We start from the raw sequence: 16,332 nt of genomic DNA, 5'->3' as shown, positions 1-16,332 counted from the left end.
TGTGTGTTTACGCGAAACTTTAGCGTCGGCGCACCACAAAGTCACGCATTGTTACAGGCTTAACGGCCGCGGAAGACGGTTGCCTGCCTCACCATGAAGGCCGCGACCGCGGCTTGGGCGTCTTCGCTGGCCATCAGCGTACGGCTGGCTCCGGATATCAGGCCTTGAGCGCCTCGACCCCCGGCAACGGTTTGCCTTCCATCCATTCCAGGAAGGCGCCGCCCGCGGTCGACACGAAGGTCATGTCGTCGACCACGCCGGCATGGTGCATGGCGGCGACGGTGTCGCCACCGCCGGCCACGGCCGTCAGGGCGCCAGCCTTCGCCAGTTCGCCGGCCGCCCTGGCTGCCTTGACGGTGGCGGCGTCGAACGGGGGCACCTCGAACACGCCCAGCGGGCCGTTCCAGATCAGGGTCTTCGACAGGGCCATGGCCTTGATCAGCTTCTCGGCCGTCAGCGGACCGGCGTCGAGGATCTTCTCCTCATCGCCGATGGGCTCGCGAGCGAGGACGGTGCGGGTCTCGGCGCCCGGCTTCACCTCGGTGGCCACGACCACGTCGATCGGCAGCAGAATCTCGCAGCCCTTCGCCTCGGCCTCGGCCAGGATGGCGCGGGCGGTGTCGGCCATGTCGCGCTCGGCCAGCGAGCCGCCGATGTCCACGCCCTGTGCATACAGGAAGGTGTTGGCCATGCCGCCGCCGATGGCGAGGCGATCCAGCTTGCCGACCAGGTTCTGCAGCAGGTCCAGCTTGGTCGAGACCTTGGCGCCGCCGACGATGCCCAGCACCGGCTTCACCGGATTGCCGAGCGCCGCATCCAGCGCTTCCAGCTCGCGACGCATGGACTCGCCGGCATAGGCGGGCAGCAGGCGGGCCAGACCTTCGGTCGAGGCGTGGGCGCGGTGCGCGGCCGAGAAGGCGTCGTTGACGTAGAGGTCGCCCAGTTCCGCCAGTTGCTTCGCGAATGCCGGGTCGTTCTTCTCCTCGCCGGCGTGGAAGCGGACGTTCTCCAGCAGGACCACGCCGCCGGCGTCGAGGTCGGCCAGCACGGCCTTGGCCTCGTCGCCGACGCAATCGTCGGCGAAGCGGACGGGCGCGCCGACCAGTTGCTCCAGATCATCGACGACGGGCTTCAGGCTCATCGACGGGACGCGCTGTCCTTTCGGACGGTCGAAGTGGGCCAGCAGGGCGACCTTGGCGCCCGCGTTCCGCAGCTTCGTGATCGTCGGCAGGGCGACGCGCAGGCGGGTGTCGTCCGTGACCTTGCCGCCCTCCATCGGGACGTTGAAGTCCACCCGGACCAGAGCGGTCTTGCCGGCGAGGTCGGTGGCGTCGTCGAGGGTGCGGAAGGTCATGGGTCGCTCTCCAGTTTCCTTCTCCCGATGGGAGAAGGTGGCGGGGCGGAGCCCCGTCGGATGAGGGTCGGCTGGCGAACGACTTCGCTGGAACGACCCTCACCCTTTCGCGCGATAACGACGGCGAGCCGTCGTGCGCTCAAGCCCTCTCCCATCGGGAGAGGGAGGCGTCATCAGAGGAACTTGGCCATCTGCAGCGCCGTGTCGGACATCCGCGTCGCGAAGCCCCACTCGTTGTCGTACCAGCTCAGCACGCGGGCCAGCTTGCCGTCGACGACCTGGGTCTGGGGCAGGGCGGCGGTCGACGAGGCGGCGATGTGGTTCAGGTCCGACGAGACCACCGGGTCGGTCGTCGTGAACAGCACGCCCTTCATCGGGCCATCCGCGGCGGCCTGCAGGGCGGCGTTGATCTCTTCGGCCGTCACTTCACGACCGGCGACGACCTTCAGGTCGACGACCGAGACGTTCGGGGTCGGGACGCGGATCGAAGAGCCGTCCAGCTTGCCCTTCAGTTCCGGCAGCACCAGGCCCAGAGCCTTGGCGGCGCCGGTCGAGGTCGGGATCATCGACAGGGCGGCGGCGCGGCCGCGGTACAGGTCCTTGTGCATCGTATCCAGCGTCGGCTGGTCGCCGGTGTAGGCGTGGATGGTGGTCATGTAGCCGCGCTCGATGCCGAACAGGTCGTTCAGCACCTTGGCGACCGGGGCCAGGGCGTTGGTGGTGCACGAGCCGTTCGAGACGATGATGTCGTCGGCGGTCAGGGTCTCGTGGTTGACCTTGAAGACGATGGTCTTGTCGGCGTTCTCGCCCGGAGCCGAGATCAGGACGCGCTTGGCGCCGGCCTTCAGGTGGGCCTCGGCCTTGTCACGGGCGGTGAAGATGCCGGTGCACTCGAACGCGATGTCCACGTTCAGGTCCTTGTGCGGGAGGTTCGCCGGATCGCGCTCGGCGGTCACCTTGATCTTGCCCATGCCGACGTCGATCCAGTCGTCGCCGTGCTCGACCGTGCCGGGGAAGCGGCCGTGGACCGAGTCGTACTTCAGCAGGTGGGCGTTGGTGGACACCGGACCGAGGTCGTTGATCGCCACCACCTCGATATCGCGACGGCCATGCTCGACGATCGAACGGAGGACAAGGCGGCCGATGCGGCCAAAGCCATTGATGGCGACGCGGATGGTCATGAGGCGGCTCCCAAGAAGCGCGATGTTGATTGTCGGCGCTTCAATGGAACCGGGCGCGCGGGGATTCAACCCCGTGGCTGTAACAAGCCGTGATGAACTGTAACGCTGTGGCGTTCAGCCGCGATCCAACGGCAGGTGAAGCCTCGCGATCAATCCGCCCTCGGAGCGACGCGACAGGGTGACGTCGCCGCCGTGCGCCCGGGCCGCCTGTCGGGCGATGGTCAGGCCGAGGCCTGCGCCGCCCGTCTCCCGATTGCGCGATCGCTCGGCGCGGTGGAAGGGCTCGAACACGGCTTCCAACTCCTCGTCCGGCAGTCCGGGGCCGTCGTCCTCGACGGTGACGACAGCTTTTCCGTCCGAGGCGAACGCCTTCACCCGCGCGACGCCGCCGTACTGGATCGCGTTGCCGATCAGATTGGCGAGAGCCCGGCGCAGGGCGGCCGGGTCGGACATCACCGGCAACTCGCCGCCTCCGTCGAAGCTGACAGGCGCGTCGGTCTCGACGAAGCCGGCGGCGCAGTCGGCGGCCAGAGCATCGAGATCCAGAGGTTCGCGACGTTCCGGCGTGGCTTCGCCCCGAACGAAGGCCATGGCCTGAGCGATCAGGGCGTCCATTTCCTCGATGTCCGAGACCATCCGATCCCGCACTGCGTCCGGCGCCTGTTCGGCGCGGAACCGCAGGCGGGTCAGGGGCGTGCGCAGGTCGTGGGCGATCGCCGCCACGGTCTGGGTCCGCTGGCGCATGTGATTGCGCAGAGAGGACTGCATGTCGTTGAAGGCGTCGATGGCCGTGCGCACCTCGCGCGGACCGGACGGCGCCAGCGGATCGGCCTCGGGGTTTGCGCCCAGCCGCTGGGCCGCGTCGGCGAACACCCGGATCGGGCGCGTCAGCCGCCTTGCCATCCACCATACCAGCGGCGCCAGCAGCAGGGCTGAAATCGCCAGGGCGATCAGCATATTCTTCTGCCACGGCGACAGCAGGCTGCGCGGCGGCTCGACCACGGCCCAGCGGCCGTCGGGAAGTTCGACCGAGGCCGTGAACGGCGCGAAGGTCAGGCGGTCGGCGCGAATGGTGAACTGCTGAACTGAACGGTTGGTACTGGCGCCCGAGCCGTCGCGCCGCTGCATGCGGAACTCTGTGACGCCCTCGCGCATCACGGTAACGCGGGGCGCGGCCTGATCCGGTCGTGTCCCCGTTTCAATGTCTGGGCGGAAAAAGACGAAGCCCTGTGACGGGCCCGGAGGGGGGCGAGGCCCACCGGCGCGGCGGCCTTCGGGCCGGTGGATCGACACGAAGACCTTGGATGTGCCGCCGAGTTTCTCGGCGAGTGCGCCGGTCAGGGCGAGGGTGATGGGGTCCCGTATGTCGCCGTCGCTCCCGACCGGCGGCCTGTCCGTGATGCGCCGACGCAGCGGCCGGCCGTCATTGGTCTCCGCAGGCTCGCCCTTGAGGGCGCGCGCGGCCGCATCGATGCTGAACCCGGCCGGGCGCGGCTCCGGCGCCAGCACGATGACTCCGAACGCCACGGCCTGCGACATGATCACGGCCGCCGCGGCGAGGGCGGCGACCTGGAACAGGACGGGGAGAGACGTCGGACGCTTCAACCGACGCCCCTTTGCCGCTCGACCTTTACGTCGAACATGTAGCCCTCGCCACGCAGGGTCTGGATCAGCTCCAGCCCCGAGCCGTCATCCAGCTTCTTCCTCAACCGGCTGATCTGCACATCCATCGCGCGGTCGAAGACGTCGGCGTCGGAGCCCCGGGCGCGCTCCAGCAACTGGTCGCGGGTCATGACCCGACCGGGTCGTTCGGCGAAGGCGCGCAGCAGGGCGAACTCGCCCGCCGACAGGGCGACCAGCTGTCCATCCGGCCGGGTCAACTCCCGCCGAAGCAAATCCAGCCTCCAGCCAGCGAACGTGAGGGCTGGACCTTCGCTGGCGGCTTCCTCGCGGGGACGGCGCAGGACGGCGCGGACACGGGCCAGCAGTTCTCTCGGATTGCACGGCTTGGCGAGGTAGTCGTCAGCCCCGAGCTCCAGCCCGATAATCCGGTCGGTGTCCTCGCCCATGGCGCTGAGCATGACGATCGGCGGCCCCTTGCCGGCCATGCGGCGGCACACCGACAGTCCGTCCTCGCCCGGCATCATCAGATCCAGCACGATCAGGTCCGGCGCCCGGGCGGCGATCTCGCGATCCATCTCGGCGGCGGAAGCGGCGCCACGCGCGTCATAGCCGTGCTGGACCAGATAGTCGCACAGCACCTCGCGGATGCCGGGATCGTCATCGACGACGAGAATGCGGGAGACGTCAGGCTGCATCGCGACATTCTGACCGAGCGAAGCGCCGCCGTCATTTCAGCGCTGCAACAATTGCTCCGCCAGCTGAAACACGTGGGAAGGCAAGCGCGAGCATGAAGGGTGCAAACTTCGGGAGAACGCCATGCTGACCCTCATCGCCCTGTCCGCCGTGTTGCTTCAGGACCCGCCCGCGCCGCCGCCTCCGCCTGAACGCGAGACCCGGTTCGTGTTCTCGACCATGGGCGGAGATGGACCGGGGCGTCTGGACGCGGATGGCGACGGCGAGGTGACCCGCGAGGAGTTCACGGCGCCGCTCAACGACGCGTTCGCCCGGATGGACCGTAACGGCGATGGCCGGCTGACCGGAGACGAACTGCCCCGGATGATGGGCGGGGACGAAGACATCACCGTCCTGCGGGGGCCGGGAGCGCGTCGCTTCGAGATGCGTCGTCCCGGCGCGCCGGGCGGGCCGGAGGTCGAGTTCCGGCGCGAGGGCGACCGCACCATCATCCTGTCCGACGGTGAGCCGGGCGAGCGGCGCGTCACCATCCGTCGCAGCGGCGAGCCCGGAACAATGACTTTCGAACGTCACGAAGGCATGCCGGCCAGCGGCCGCATCGAGGCGTTTCGTGCGGGCGGCGCGGGCAATGCCCGGCTGGACACCGATGGGGACGGCAAGGTCAGCGAGGCCGAGTTCCTTGCACCGCTGCGCGAGGCCTTCGCCCGTGCGGACAAGGACGGCTCGGGCTTCATCGAGGAGGGCGAGCGCGGCGAGGGCGAGGTGCAGGTCTTCACCCACCGCATCGAACGGCGCGAAGGCGCGGAGTGATCCGCGTTCGGCGATTTCGTGATTAGGACGACACGAGGATGTCGTCCTAACGTAAGGCGATGCCTCTCCGTCGCCTGTTCCTTCGACTGACGCTGTCAGCCGCGCTGGCCCTTGCGGCCGGCGCGACGCCGACGTTTGCGGCCGAGAAAAACGACGCGGTCACGGTGGCTGTTGCGCGCCCTGACCGGGATCGCGCGCGCATGAACCAGCGGGTTTTCGATCAGGTCTGGGGCGAGGTGCGCAGCCAGTACTACGATCCCCAGCTTCACGGGGTGGACTGGAACGAGGCGCGGCGGACCTTCCGTCCCCGCGCGCTCGCCGCTCCGGATGACCGGGCCCTGTACGGCGCCCTGGGCGAGATGCTGCGCCTGCTGAATGACGATCACGCGGGCGTCGCCCCACCGGCCGTTGCTCGCCGTCAGGACCAGCTTCGCGAACGCCGCGCCGCCATCGGCGTGACCTTGCGCCCCGATCCCGAGCATCGAGGCGAATACACCGTCGAGTCGGTCCGCACCGGTTCGCCCGCCGCCGCGGCCGGCGTCGCCGAGGGCTGGCGTCTGGTTCTGGGCGACGATGGCTGGAGCCCCGAGCAGGATGTGGTCGAGGGACGGACCCTGCATCTGACCTTCACCGATGAGGAGGGCGCCGCCCATCCGCTGGCGATCACGCCGGTGGTCATGGAGCCGCGCCCGGCCTTCGTCGCCGACAACCTGCGGCCCGGCGTCATGGTGTTCCGGATCGAGGGCTTCGAGCCGGGGCTCGGGCGCTGGATGGGCGATCAACTGGCGGAGCTGGATCCGGACACCGACGTCGTCATCGATATGCGCGGCAATCCCGGCGGGCGCCTTCTCGAAGCCGATGCCGTCCTGAGCTGCTTCCTGCCCAACGATCAGGCCTGGGCCACCCGGACCTCGCGTTCCGGCCGCCGGATCGTGATGCGCACGGCCGGTGGTTGCGGTGACCTTCAACAGCCGGTGGCCAATGACCTCGCCATCCTCGTGGACGGCTCCAGCCGCAGCGCGGCGGAACTGACGCCGGCGGCCCTTCAGGAGGCGGGTCGGGCGGTGGTGGTCGGCGAGCCGACGGCGGGGGCGGTCCTCATCTCGCAGGAGAGCCGACTGCCGGACGGCGGGCGGCTGACGCTCAGCCGCGCCGACTTCGTCACCAGCGGCGGCGTCCGGCTGGAGAAGCATGGCGTGACGCCCGATCTGCCCGCGGCCGTGACCCGCGAGGACCGGCGTGCCGGCCGCGACCCCGCCCTCGACGCCGCGATCGCCGCATTGGGCGAGCGCTCAAGCCGCGACATCGCCATCGTGGGCGTGCAGGCTCCGTGAGGGCGGTTCGGGGGCTCCTCCTCTTTGGCCTCGTCTGGGCGCTCGCCGCCTGCCAGAGCCTGCCGTTCGCGCGCGAAGGCGAACTGCCGCCGCCCGTCGTGGTCGCCGACGGATCGGCGGAACGCATCGCCCTGAACGAGAAGGTCTACGACGCCGCCACCGGCTGGATCGAGCGGCACTACTATGACCGGGACTTCGATGGTCATGACTGGCCCGCGATCCGACGCGCCGGGCGCGCAGAGGCGATCGCCCAGCCGACCGAGGCGAGCTTCTACGGCCGGCTCGCCGCCGTCGTCGACCAGTTGGACGACCGCCACACCTCGGTGACATCGCCCACCAACCGGGCGTTGGCGGAGGCGGTTCGCCTCGGCCAGTCCGGGGTCGGGACCGGTCTGGCCGCTGTCCGGCGTGGCGACCGTTTCTTCGTGTCTCGCCTTCGTCCCGACGGCCCCGCCGCCGTCGCCGGCGTCCAGATCGGATGGCGACTGATCAGCATCAACGGCGAAACCAGCCCTATCGCCTTCCAGCTCGAGGCCGGGCGCACGGACGACTATGTGTTCGAGGACGAGAACGGGGTCGAACAGCGCGTTTCAATCACCGCAGTCGTCCTGCCTGCCCGCGAACGGCGCGATGCGACCCGCCGCGAGGATGGCGTTCTGGTTCTGCGCTTCGAGGAGTTCGACCGCCTGACCCATGAGTGGTTCCAGGAGCAGATGGATGCCGCCATCGCCGATCCGCCCCGGGGCATCATCATCGACGTGCGCGACAACGGCGGCGGTCTCGCCGGCGTGCTGGGCGACATGAGCGCGCGCCTCTATCGCGACCCCCAAGTCTTCATGGTCATGAAGGGCCGGATCATCGACATGAGGCTGAAGTCGGTGCGAGCCGACAGCGTGTGGGACGGCCCGGTCAGCATCATGATCGGTCCCGGCTCGGGCAGCGCGTCCGAGGTCTTCGCCGCCCTGCTTCAGGAAACGGATCGGGGGCAGGTCGTGGGGGAAACCAGCGCGGGCTCGGTCATCGCTTCACGCCAGGTCAACCTGCCGGACGGGGGAGAGATGAACCTCAGTCTGTACATGGTCTTGACGCCCATCGAACGGCGCGAGCTGGAGGGCGTCGGCGTCACGCCGGACATCGTCGTCGAACCGCCGCTGTCAGAACTCCGCGCCGGTCGCGATCCGGCGCTGGAGCGCGCCGCGGCGGATATCCTCAGCCGCTAGCCGGTGACGACTCGCACCTTGCCGGCGGCCTCGCGCGCCCGTGCGCGGGCCTGATCGGTGTCCGCGCCGCGCGCCAGAGCCACGCCCATGCGGCGACGCTCGAAGGCCTCGGGCTTGCCGAACAGGCGCAGATCGGCGGTCGGCACGCGCAACGCCTCGGCCACGCCCTCGAACGCCACGCCTTGCGCGTCCATGCCGCCGTAGATCACCGCGCTGGCGCCGATCTCGCGCTGGCTGGCGTCGACCGGCAGGCCCAGGATGGCGCGGGCGTGCAGGGCGAACTCGCTCATGGTCTGGGTGGCCAGGGTCACCAGTCCGGTGTCATGCGGACGCGGGCTGACCTCCGAGAACCAGACCTCGTCGCCCTTCACGAACAGCTCGACGCCGAACACGCCCAGCCCGCCCAGTGCGCCCGTCACCTTGCCGGCGATGTCCTGCGCCGAGGCCAGCGCGGCGGCCGTCATGGCCTGCGGCTGCCAGCTCTCGACATAGTCGCCCTTCACCTGACGGTGCCCGATGGGCGCGCAGAAGTCGGTGCGCACCGTGCCGTCGGCCTCTCGCGAGCGGACGGTCAGCAGGGTGATCTCGAAGTCGAAATTGATGCGGCCCTCGACGATCACCGTCGCCGTCTCGACCCGCCCGCCCGACTGGGCATAGGCCCAGGCCTCGGCGATCTGGTCGATGTGCTCGACATAGGACTGGCCCTTGCCCGACGACGACATGACCGGCTTCACGAACACCGGCAGGCCGATCTCGCCGGCGGCCGCGGCCAGTTCGTCGGCCGAGGTCGCGAAGGCATAGGGGCTGGTCGGCAGGCCCAGCTCCTCGGCGGCCAGACGACGGATGCCCTCGCGGTTCATGGTCAGCTGGGTCGCCCGCGCGGTCGGAATGACAGTGGCCATGCCGGCCGCTTCGACGCCCGCCAGCACATCCGTAGCGATGGCCTCGATCTCCGGCACGATGATGTGCGGCGCCTCGGCCATGATGACGCCGTTCAGCACCTGCGGATCGGTCATGGGGATGACGTGGCTGCGATGCGCGACCTGCATGGCCGGGGCGTTGGGATAGCGGTCCACCGCGATCACCTCGGCGCCGAGCCGCTGCAGCTCGATCGCGACCTCCTTGCCCAGCTCGCCCGAGCCCAGCAGCATCACGCGCACGGCGGTGTCGGAAAGCGGGGTGCCGAGCTTCATCGTCGTCTCCGGGGTCACTCTGGGGCGGGCAGGGCGTACAGGCGGCGGAAGGCGTCCAGCGCCGCGCCGTGATAGATGGTCGCGTGGCTCTCGGTCGGCCGCGGCTCGTAGGTCCAGCTCACGCCCGGCATGGCGAAGTCGCGCAGGTTGCCGACCAGAACGTCCATCGCCTCCTGCATCTCCCCGCCCTCGTCGCCGATGGTCAGGACCAGGGTGCGCGGATCGTTGGAGTGGTCACGCAGATGGGCGCCGGCCTGTCGCGCCAGCCGTCCACCATCCCACCACAGGCTGGGGCTGACGGCGACATAACTGTCGAACATCTGCGGCTCCTTCAGGAAGGTCTCCACCACGAACAGGCCGGCAAGCGACTCGCCCATCAGGGCCGTTTCGCCATTGGTGCGATAGCGCGCCTCGACGAAGGGCAGGACTTCGTCGGCGAGGAACTGGCGGAAGCGGACCGACTGGCCCTGCGTCGGATAGCGGGCGATCAGTTCGGTGTTCTCAGTCGGCAGGGCCAGCTCGTTTCGGCGATCCACCGACGCCACGCCGACCACGATCACATCGCGCGTCGTCCCGACGATCGTGCCCAACTGGGCGATGCCCGAGATGTGGTGAAAGTCCTGCGCCTGTCCGCCGTCCAGCAGATACAGCACCGGATAGGTCTGGCCCGACTGCTCATAGCCCGGCGGCAGCCAGACATTCATCTCGCGCGTCCCGCCATAGATGGTCGAGGGCAGGGCGAAGGACTGGCCGATGACGATCGGCTTCGGCTCGGGCGTTTGCGCCGCAGCGGGGGCCGCGAATGCCATCAGGCCGACCAGAGCGAAGAACAGACGCAGCATCACAGGCCCCCCGCCGGCTGGATCAGATCCCATGCGTTGCCGTACAGGTCCTCGAACACCGCCACCACGCCATAGGGCTCGTGCCGCGGCGCCTCGCGGAAGGTGACGCCCGCCGCCGTCCATGCGGCATGATCCCGCGCGAAGTCGTCGGTCTCGAGGAACAGCCAGACCCGGCCGCCGGCCTGATCGCCGATGCGCGCCACCTGCTCCGGCGTCGTCGCCTTCGCCAACAGCAGGGCCGTCTGCCCGCCCTTGGGCGTCACCGTCACCCAGCGCTTGCCGCCGCCCATGTCGAGGTCGCTGGTCAGCTCGAAGCCAAGCGTCCCGACATAGAAGGCAATGGCCTCGTCATAGTCCCGAACCAGCAGGCTGACGGCGCCGATGCGGCTCATGGCTCAGAGCCGCGCCTTGGCGGCCGCGACCACGGCCTCAACCGTGATGCCGAACTTCTCGTACAGCACTTCCGCCGGGGCCGAGGCGCCGAAGCCGGTCATGCCGACGAAGCCGCCGTCCTCGCCGATGAAGCGCTCCCAGCCCTGCTGGATTGCGGCCTCGACGGCGATGCGGACGGTGCCGCGGCCGATGACGTTGTCCTGATAGGCCTTGGGCTGCTGGAAGAAGAGCTCGAAGCAGGGGACCGAGACCACGCGGGTCGGGATGTTGTTGGCCTGCAGGCGGTCGGCGGCCTCCAGCGCCAGCGGAACCTCGGTGCCGGTGGCGAACAGGGTGACCTTGGCCTCGCCATTGGCAGCGCGCAGCTCATAGGCGCCCTTGGCCGTCAGGTTCTCCGACGAGGCGGCGGTGCGGACCGCGGCCGTCTTCTGGCGCGACAGGGCCAGCGCCGACGGCTTGTCCTTGTGCTGCAGGGCCAGCTTCCACGCTTCCATCGCCTCGACCGTGTCCGCCGGGCGGAAGACCAGCAGGTTGGGAATGGCGCGCAAGGCGGCGAGATGCTCGACCGGCTGGTGCGTCGGGCCGTCCTCGCCCAGACCGATAGAGTCGTGCGTCAAGACGTGGATCGCGCGCACGCCCATCAGGGCGCCGAGGCGGATGGCCGGACGGCTGTAGTCCGAGAACACCATGAAGGTGCCGCCGTACGGGATGACGCCGCCGTGCAGGGCCAGACCGTTCATCGCCGCTGCCATGCCGAACTCGCGGATGCCGTAGTTGATGTAGCGACCTTCGTAGGTCGGAGCGTCGAGGATCGGGGTGTCCTTGACGAAGGTGTTGTTCGAGCCGGTCAGGTCGGCCGAACCGCCGACCAGCTCCGGCACCGCGGCGAACAGCTCGTCCAGGGCCGCGCCCGACGACTGGCGCGTGGCCTGCGCCGGCTTCGTCTCGACCAGTTCGGCGATCTTGGCGTCCAGCTTGGCGAAGGCGGCTTCGGGCAGCTCGCCCTTCATCGCGCGGGTGAAGTCGGCGGCCTGCGAAGAGTCCTTCAGGCGGGCTTCCCAGGCCTTGCGGGCCTTGGCGCCGCGACGACCGACCTTGCGCCAGGCCGACAGGATGGTCTCCGGCATCTCGAACGGGTCGTGATCCCAGGCCAGCCCCAGACGGGTGGCCGCGATCTCGGCTGCGCCCAGCGCCGCGCCGTGCGTCTTGTGGCTGCCTTCCATGGTGGCGGCGCCCTTGCCGATCTTCGTCTTGCACGCGATCAGCGTCGGCTTGTCCTGCTTGGTCGCCCAGGCGAGCGCCGACTTGATGGCCTTCATGTCGTGGCCGTCGACCGACTTCACGGCCCACCCGGCGGCCTTGAAGCGCGCTTTCTGGTCGGTGGCGTCCGACAGGGCGACCTTGCCGTCGATGGTGATGTCGTTGTCGTCCCACAGGACGTGCAGCTTGTTCAGCTTCAGACGGCCGGCCAGAGCGATGGCCTCCTGCGACACGCCTTCCATCAGGCAGCCGTCGCCGGCGACGACCCAGGTGCGGTGATCCACCAGATCGTCACCGTATTTGGCCGCGAGGTGGCGTTCAGCGAGTGCAAAGCCGACCGAGGTGGCCAGGCCCTGACCCAGAGGACCGGTGGTGACCTCGACGCCCGGCATATGACCGTACTCGGGGTGGCCGGCGGTCTTGGAGCCCCACTGGCGGAAGTTCGACAGCTCTTCCTTGGTCGCCGCCTTGTATCCGGTCAGGTGCAGCAGGGCGTAGATCAGCATCGAGCCGTGGCCGGCCGACAGGATGAAGCGGTCGCGGTCGGCCCAGTCGGGGCGGCTCGCGTCGAACTTCAGGAATTTCGAGAACAGCACGGTCGCCACGTCCGCCATGCCCATCGGCATGCCCGGGTGACCGCTCTTCGCCTTTTCTACGCCATCCATCGCCAGTACGCGGATCGCATCCGCCATCTGCTTCGGGGTGGCCTTCTCGGATACGGCTTTGGCGTCGGTCACGGGGAGGACCTTTCGTCGGAGTGCGGAAAAAGGGAGGCGCGCCGCTTTACCCCGACGCGCGCGCGGGTTCTATACGGATTCTGGAGGTTCTGACCGGATGGATGCTGCAACGGCCGCAAAGGATCGTGTCGACAGGGCGCTGGCCCTGCTCGAACGCCGCCTGCTCGACCTGAAGAGCCGGGCCGCGGGGTCCAGCCGCGTGCCCGACGACGATCTGTTCGCGCCCCAGCCCTCCAGCGAGACCGACCGCGCCCGCATCCACGAGCTGGAAGCCGCCGGTCGCGACGCCGCCGAGGCCCTGTCCCGCGCCGCCGAGGCGATTCGCGAGACCCTCTCCGAGCAGGAGACGCGCTGATGGCGACGGTCACCGTAGAGATCAACGGACGCCCCTACGCCGTCGGCTGCGCTGATGGTCAGGAAGACCGCGTGCGTCAGCTGGCCAACGAGTTCGACTCCCACGTCCGTCAGGTCGCGGGCGACGTCGGCCATGTCGGCGACCTGCGCCTGTTCCTGATGGCCGGCCTGATGCTGGCCGACGAACTGACCGAGGCCCGTCGCGGCAATGGGGCCCCCGCGGCTCCGGCTGCACAGGCAGCGGCGTCCACCGACGGCGTGGCGGAAGCCCTGAACGCCGTCGCCGCCCGACTCGAAAAAATCGCTCAAGGCCTCTGACGCCTGAACAAGCCCTGCGACAGGCCGCCGCTTGACGTGCGTCTCGTTCTGTCTGATATTTCTGTCATGACAGAAACAACAAAACTTCCCGGATCGGTCGAACGCTTCGTCCTGCATTGGGGCGAGATGGGCGGCTTCTGGGGCGTCAATCGTTCAGTTGCCCAGATCCACGCCTTCCTGATGACGGCCGAGCGCCCGATGACGGCCGAGGACATCGCCACGGCGCTGGAGATGGCGCGGTCCAATGTCTCCAACTCCCTGAAGGAGCTGCTGAACTGGAACCTGATCCGTCGGGTGCCGATCCGGGGCGACCGTCGCGATCACTTCGAGGCCGAGACCGACGTCTGGGAGGTCGCCTCCCGGATCGCCGCCGGTCGCAAGGCCAAGGAGATCGATCCCGCCCTCGAAACCCTGCGCCAATGCGTCGCCGAGGCGGAAAATGATCCGAACGTGCATCCGGTCGCGCTGAAGCGGCTGAAGGAAATGCTGGAGTTCACCGAGACCATCGACCGTTGGTACGGCCAGATCACCACGGTGGCCCGGCCCAAGCTGATGGCCCTGCTGAAACTGGGCGCGCGCATCGCGACGCTCATACCCGGCGGGCGATAGAGGAAGGGGAGGGGAGAATGCAGGCCGCCGCCGCGATCAGGGAAGACCGGGTTCCGCCGCAGGGCGAACTGGCCGACCTTCGCTTTCGGGCCCTGCTCCCCGCTGCGGACTGGGCCAGCCTTCCGGCCGCCGTCCGCCGCCGTTTCTCCAAGCGGATGAAGGGCGGGGCGACCGTCGTCTACCGGGGCGAGGTCGTCGACATCCGCGTCAACCACCTCGGCTGGCTGCTCAGCCAGGCCGCCCGTCTGATCGGCGCGCCCCTGCCGCTGGTCTTCCGCCCCGACGCCGCCGTGGTCACGGTCACCGAGGACGCGGTCGGTCAGGGGCAGGTCTGGAGCCGGATGTACGTCAGCAAGGACGGCTTTCCGCAGGTCATTCACAGCGCCAAGCGCTTCGCCGGCCCGACAGGGCTTGAGGAACACGTCGGCGCCGGTGTCGGCATGGCCCTGACCGTCACGGTCGAGGACGAGGCGCTGGTCTTCCGCAGCGCCTTCTACTTTGTCGATGTCGGCCCGGTCCGCCTGCGTTTCCCGCGCTGGGCCCGGCCCGGCGATCTGACCATCGTTCACCGCGACCTCGGCGAGGGTCGTTTCGCCTTCACCCTGGCGCTGGACCATCCCGCCTTCGGCCGCCTGATCGCACAGGACGCCGTCTTCCACGATCCCCCGGCCGCGGAGGCCTGAGATGACCGACCTGCTCTGGATCCTGCTGGCGCTCCAGATCGCCATGGGCGCCTTCGACACCCTGTTTCATCACGAACTGACCGAGCGTCTGGCGTGGAAGCCGTCCCAGAAGGCGGAGTTGCGTCTGCACGGCGTGCGCAACCTGATCTATGCCGGCCTCTTCCTGATGATCGGCTGGGCCGAGCCGCGTGGTGTGGTGGCCATTGCGGTTCTGGTTCTGCTGGCGGTCGAGGTAGTCATCACCCTGACCGACTTTGTGGAGGAGGACCGCACCCGCCGCCTCCCGGCGACAGAGCGCGTCACCCACACCCTGCTGGCCCTGAACTATGGCGCCATCCTCGCCCTGCTGACGCCTTCGCTGCTGGTCTGGTCCGGCGAGCCGGCGGGGCTGGTCGCGGTCTCCCATGGCTGGTGGAGCCTGCTCGCGTCCGTGGCGGCCGCCGGTGTCGCGGTCTTCGGCTTCCGCGACCTGCTGGCCAGCGCGCGCTCCGAACGGCTGGTCCAGTCCGATCCGGCGCTGATGGGACGCGAATTGGCCGGCCGCCGACGCGTGCTGGTCACCGGGGCCACGGGTTTCATCGGCCGTCGCCTGATCGCGGCCCTGATCGGCGCAGGCCACGAGGTGACGGCTCTGGTCCGCAACCCGAAGACTGCCGACCTGCCGATGCCGATCCGCATAGTCACCGACCTGAACCAGATCGCAGACGACTCGCGCATCGACGCGGTGGTGAACTTGGCCGGGGAGCCGATCAGCGACGGCTTCTGGACGCTGACCAAGCGCCGCCGGATCCTGCGCTCCCGCCTGAAGATGACCCGCGACGTCCGTCGCCTGATCGCCCGGCTGGAGGTGCGGCCGCAGGTGCTGGTCAGCGGCTCCGCCATCGGCTGGTACGGCCTGCACGACGAGGAGGTCCTGAACGAGACAGGCCCGGCCAATCCCTGTTTCAGCCATCGCCTGTGCCATGTGTGGGAGCAGGCGGCACTGCGGACGCAGGCGCTCGGCGTCCGCGTCGTCACCTTGCGTATCGGTCTGGTGCTGGGCGCCGACGGCGGCATGCTGTCCCGCCTGCTGACGCTGTTCGAGTTCGGCCTCGGCGGCCCGATGGGCTCCGGCCGCCAGTGGATGTCGTGGATCGCGCTGGACGACTGCGTGCGCCTGATCCTGCACGCCGTGAACGATCCGCGCGTCTCCGGCCCGATGAACGCCACGGCGCCAGAGCCGGTCACCAGCCGGGTGTTCAGCTCGGCTCTGGGCCGCGCCCTGAACCGGCCGTCCCTGCTGGCCGCGCCGGCCCTGCCGCTGCGGCTCGCGCTGGGCGATTTCGCGGACGAACTGCTGCTGGGCGGCCAGAGGGTCGTGCCCGGGAGGGCGCTGGCGACCGGCTTCCGCTTCCGCCATCCCGACATCGACGGCGCCCTTCGCGCCATCGTCGGCGCCCATCCTCGCCGGACCACTGGCGCGGAGGCGGCCGAACGACTATCTTGATCCCCGGCGGGTCATGCTGCGGCTCACGTCGAGGACGACATATCCTCCCGGCCTTAATTCACTCGAAGGGATCTGTCCCTGTTTGGGCTCGAGGGCCCGGGCACACGGAGCCCACCTGGCTACCCAGGTCGAGAGGATTGAACAGTTCCTCACGGTCCTCGCGGCGCCGCCACCTTCTCTCCTTTTGCGCTATCGCTCGGCTCGCGGAGCCTCACTGCTTGAGCGCGGACGAAGTTCCCCCC

At 69.1% G+C, this 16,332-nt stretch carries 16 protein-coding genes and 1 other RNA gene; 9 read left to right on the top strand and 8 right to left on the bottom strand.

Translation table 11 applies throughout. The features are described 5' to 3' along the window. Window positions 1-157: 157 nt before the first annotated feature. From ABDZ95_RS00240 to ABDZ95_RS00225, 4 genes are all read right to left on the bottom strand, one after another. Window positions 158-1,354 (bottom strand): phosphoglycerate kinase, encoded by a 1,197-nt coding sequence (locus ABDZ95_RS00240; protein WP_343788546.1) that lies wholly within the window; start codon window positions 1,352-1,354, stop codon window positions 158-160. 173 nt (window positions 1,355-1,527) lie between these two features. Next, on the bottom strand, window positions 1,528-2,535 hold the full coding sequence (gap, locus tag ABDZ95_RS00235) for a type I glyceraldehyde-3-phosphate dehydrogenase (protein WP_343788543.1): 1,008 nt from the start codon (window positions 2,533-2,535) through the stop codon (window positions 1,528-1,530). A gap of 114 nt (window positions 2,536-2,649) precedes the next feature. Next, a complete protein-coding gene (locus ABDZ95_RS00230; protein WP_343788540.1) occupies window positions 2,650-4,140 on the bottom strand; it encodes an ATP-binding protein in 1,491 nt (496 codons plus the stop codon). Then, a complete protein-coding gene (locus tag ABDZ95_RS00225; protein ID WP_343788537.1) occupies window positions 4,137-4,853 on the bottom strand; it encodes a response regulator in 717 nt (238 codons plus the stop codon). The genes ABDZ95_RS00230 and ABDZ95_RS00225 overlap by 4 nt, the downstream gene beginning before the upstream one ends. 121 nt (window positions 4,854-4,974) lie before the next feature. Between ABDZ95_RS00225 and ABDZ95_RS00220 the strand changes: the two genes are divergently transcribed. The 3 genes from ABDZ95_RS00220 to ABDZ95_RS00210 all read left to right on the top strand — a co-directional run bounded on the left by ABDZ95_RS00220 (window position 4,975) and on the right by ABDZ95_RS00210 (window position 8,215). Beyond that, window positions 4,975-5,661, top strand: a complete 687-nt coding sequence (locus ABDZ95_RS00220) for an EF-hand domain-containing protein (RefSeq protein WP_343788534.1) — start codon at window positions 4,975-4,977, stop codon at window positions 5,659-5,661. A 200-nt stretch (window positions 5,662-5,861) separates the two neighbouring features. Continuing rightward, window positions 5,862-6,995: a S41 family peptidase gene (locus ABDZ95_RS00215; RefSeq protein WP_343788531.1), complete on the top strand. Its 1,134-nt coding sequence runs from the start codon at window positions 5,862-5,864 to the stop codon at window positions 6,993-6,995. After that, a complete protein-coding gene (locus ABDZ95_RS00210; RefSeq protein ID WP_343788528.1) occupies window positions 6,992-8,215 on the top strand; it encodes a S41 family peptidase in 1,224 nt (407 codons plus the stop codon). The genes ABDZ95_RS00215 and ABDZ95_RS00210 overlap by 4 nt, the downstream gene beginning before the upstream one ends. On the opposite strand, the gene purT is transcribed toward ABDZ95_RS00210, so the two are convergent. The 4 genes from purT to tkt are packed head-to-tail and all read right to left on the bottom strand — an operon-like array spanning window position 8,212 to window position 12,640. Then, on the bottom strand, window positions 8,212-9,408 hold the full coding sequence (gene purT, locus ABDZ95_RS00205; RefSeq protein WP_343788525.1) for a formate-dependent phosphoribosylglycinamide formyltransferase: 1,197 nt from the start codon (window positions 9,406-9,408) through the stop codon (window positions 8,212-8,214). The genes ABDZ95_RS00210 and purT overlap by 4 nt on opposite strands. Before the next feature lie 14 nt (window positions 9,409-9,422). Beyond that, window positions 9,423-10,250 (bottom strand): alpha/beta hydrolase, encoded by an 828-nt coding sequence (locus ABDZ95_RS00200; protein WP_343788522.1) that lies wholly within the window; start codon window positions 10,248-10,250, stop codon window positions 9,423-9,425. Further along, complete coding sequence (locus tag ABDZ95_RS00195) at window positions 10,250-10,642, bottom strand: VOC family protein (protein WP_343788519.1); 393 nt, start codon at window positions 10,640-10,642, stop codon at window positions 10,250-10,252. The genes ABDZ95_RS00200 and ABDZ95_RS00195 overlap by 1 nt, the downstream gene beginning before the upstream one ends. A gap of 3 nt (window positions 10,643-10,645) precedes the next feature. Further along, complete coding sequence (gene tkt / locus ABDZ95_RS00190; protein ID WP_343788517.1) at window positions 10,646-12,640, bottom strand: transketolase; 1,995 nt, start codon at window positions 12,638-12,640, stop codon at window positions 10,646-10,648. A 97-nt stretch (window positions 12,641-12,737) separates the two neighbouring features. Between tkt and ABDZ95_RS00185 the strand changes: the two genes are divergently transcribed. The 6 genes from ABDZ95_RS00185 to ssrS all read left to right on the top strand — a co-directional run bounded on the left by ABDZ95_RS00185 (window position 12,738) and on the right by ssrS (window position 16,261). Beyond that, complete coding sequence (locus tag ABDZ95_RS00185) at window positions 12,738-12,995, top strand: hypothetical protein (protein ID WP_343788514.1); 258 nt, start codon at window positions 12,738-12,740, stop codon at window positions 12,993-12,995. After that, a complete protein-coding gene (locus tag ABDZ95_RS00180; protein ID WP_343788511.1) occupies window positions 12,995-13,312 on the top strand; it encodes a cell division protein ZapA in 318 nt (105 codons plus the stop codon). The genes ABDZ95_RS00185 and ABDZ95_RS00180 overlap by 1 nt, the downstream gene beginning before the upstream one ends. A 66-nt stretch (window positions 13,313-13,378) precedes the next feature. Continuing rightward, window positions 13,379-13,921 (top strand): GbsR/MarR family transcriptional regulator, encoded by a 543-nt coding sequence (locus tag ABDZ95_RS00175; protein WP_343788508.1) that lies wholly within the window; start codon window positions 13,379-13,381, stop codon window positions 13,919-13,921. Window positions 13,922-13,938: 17 nt separating this feature from the next. Then, window positions 13,939-14,604 carry a DUF4166 domain-containing protein gene (locus tag ABDZ95_RS00170; protein ID WP_343788505.1) on the top strand — a complete coding sequence of 222 codons (666 nt, stop codon included), beginning with the start codon at window positions 13,939-13,941 and terminating at the stop codon, window positions 14,602-14,604. Window position 14,605: 1 nt separating this feature from the next. Continuing rightward, complete coding sequence (locus ABDZ95_RS00165) at window positions 14,606-16,090, top strand: TIGR01777 family oxidoreductase (RefSeq protein WP_343788502.1); 1,485 nt, start codon at window positions 14,606-14,608, stop codon at window positions 16,088-16,090. A 10-nt stretch (window positions 16,091-16,100) separates the two neighbouring features. Next, window positions 16,101-16,261, top strand: a non-coding RNA gene (ssrS, locus tag ABDZ95_RS00160) — 6S RNA. Window positions 16,262-16,332 lie beyond the last annotated feature (71 nt).

This window comes from Brevundimonas kwangchunensis, from assembly GCF_039523815.1.
Taxonomy (GTDB): Bacteria; Pseudomonadota; Alphaproteobacteria; order Caulobacterales; family Caulobacteraceae; genus Brevundimonas; species Brevundimonas kwangchunensis.
Note: the sequence above shows the minus strand (reverse complement) of the source record. Positions and strands in the feature narration are given on the sequence as shown.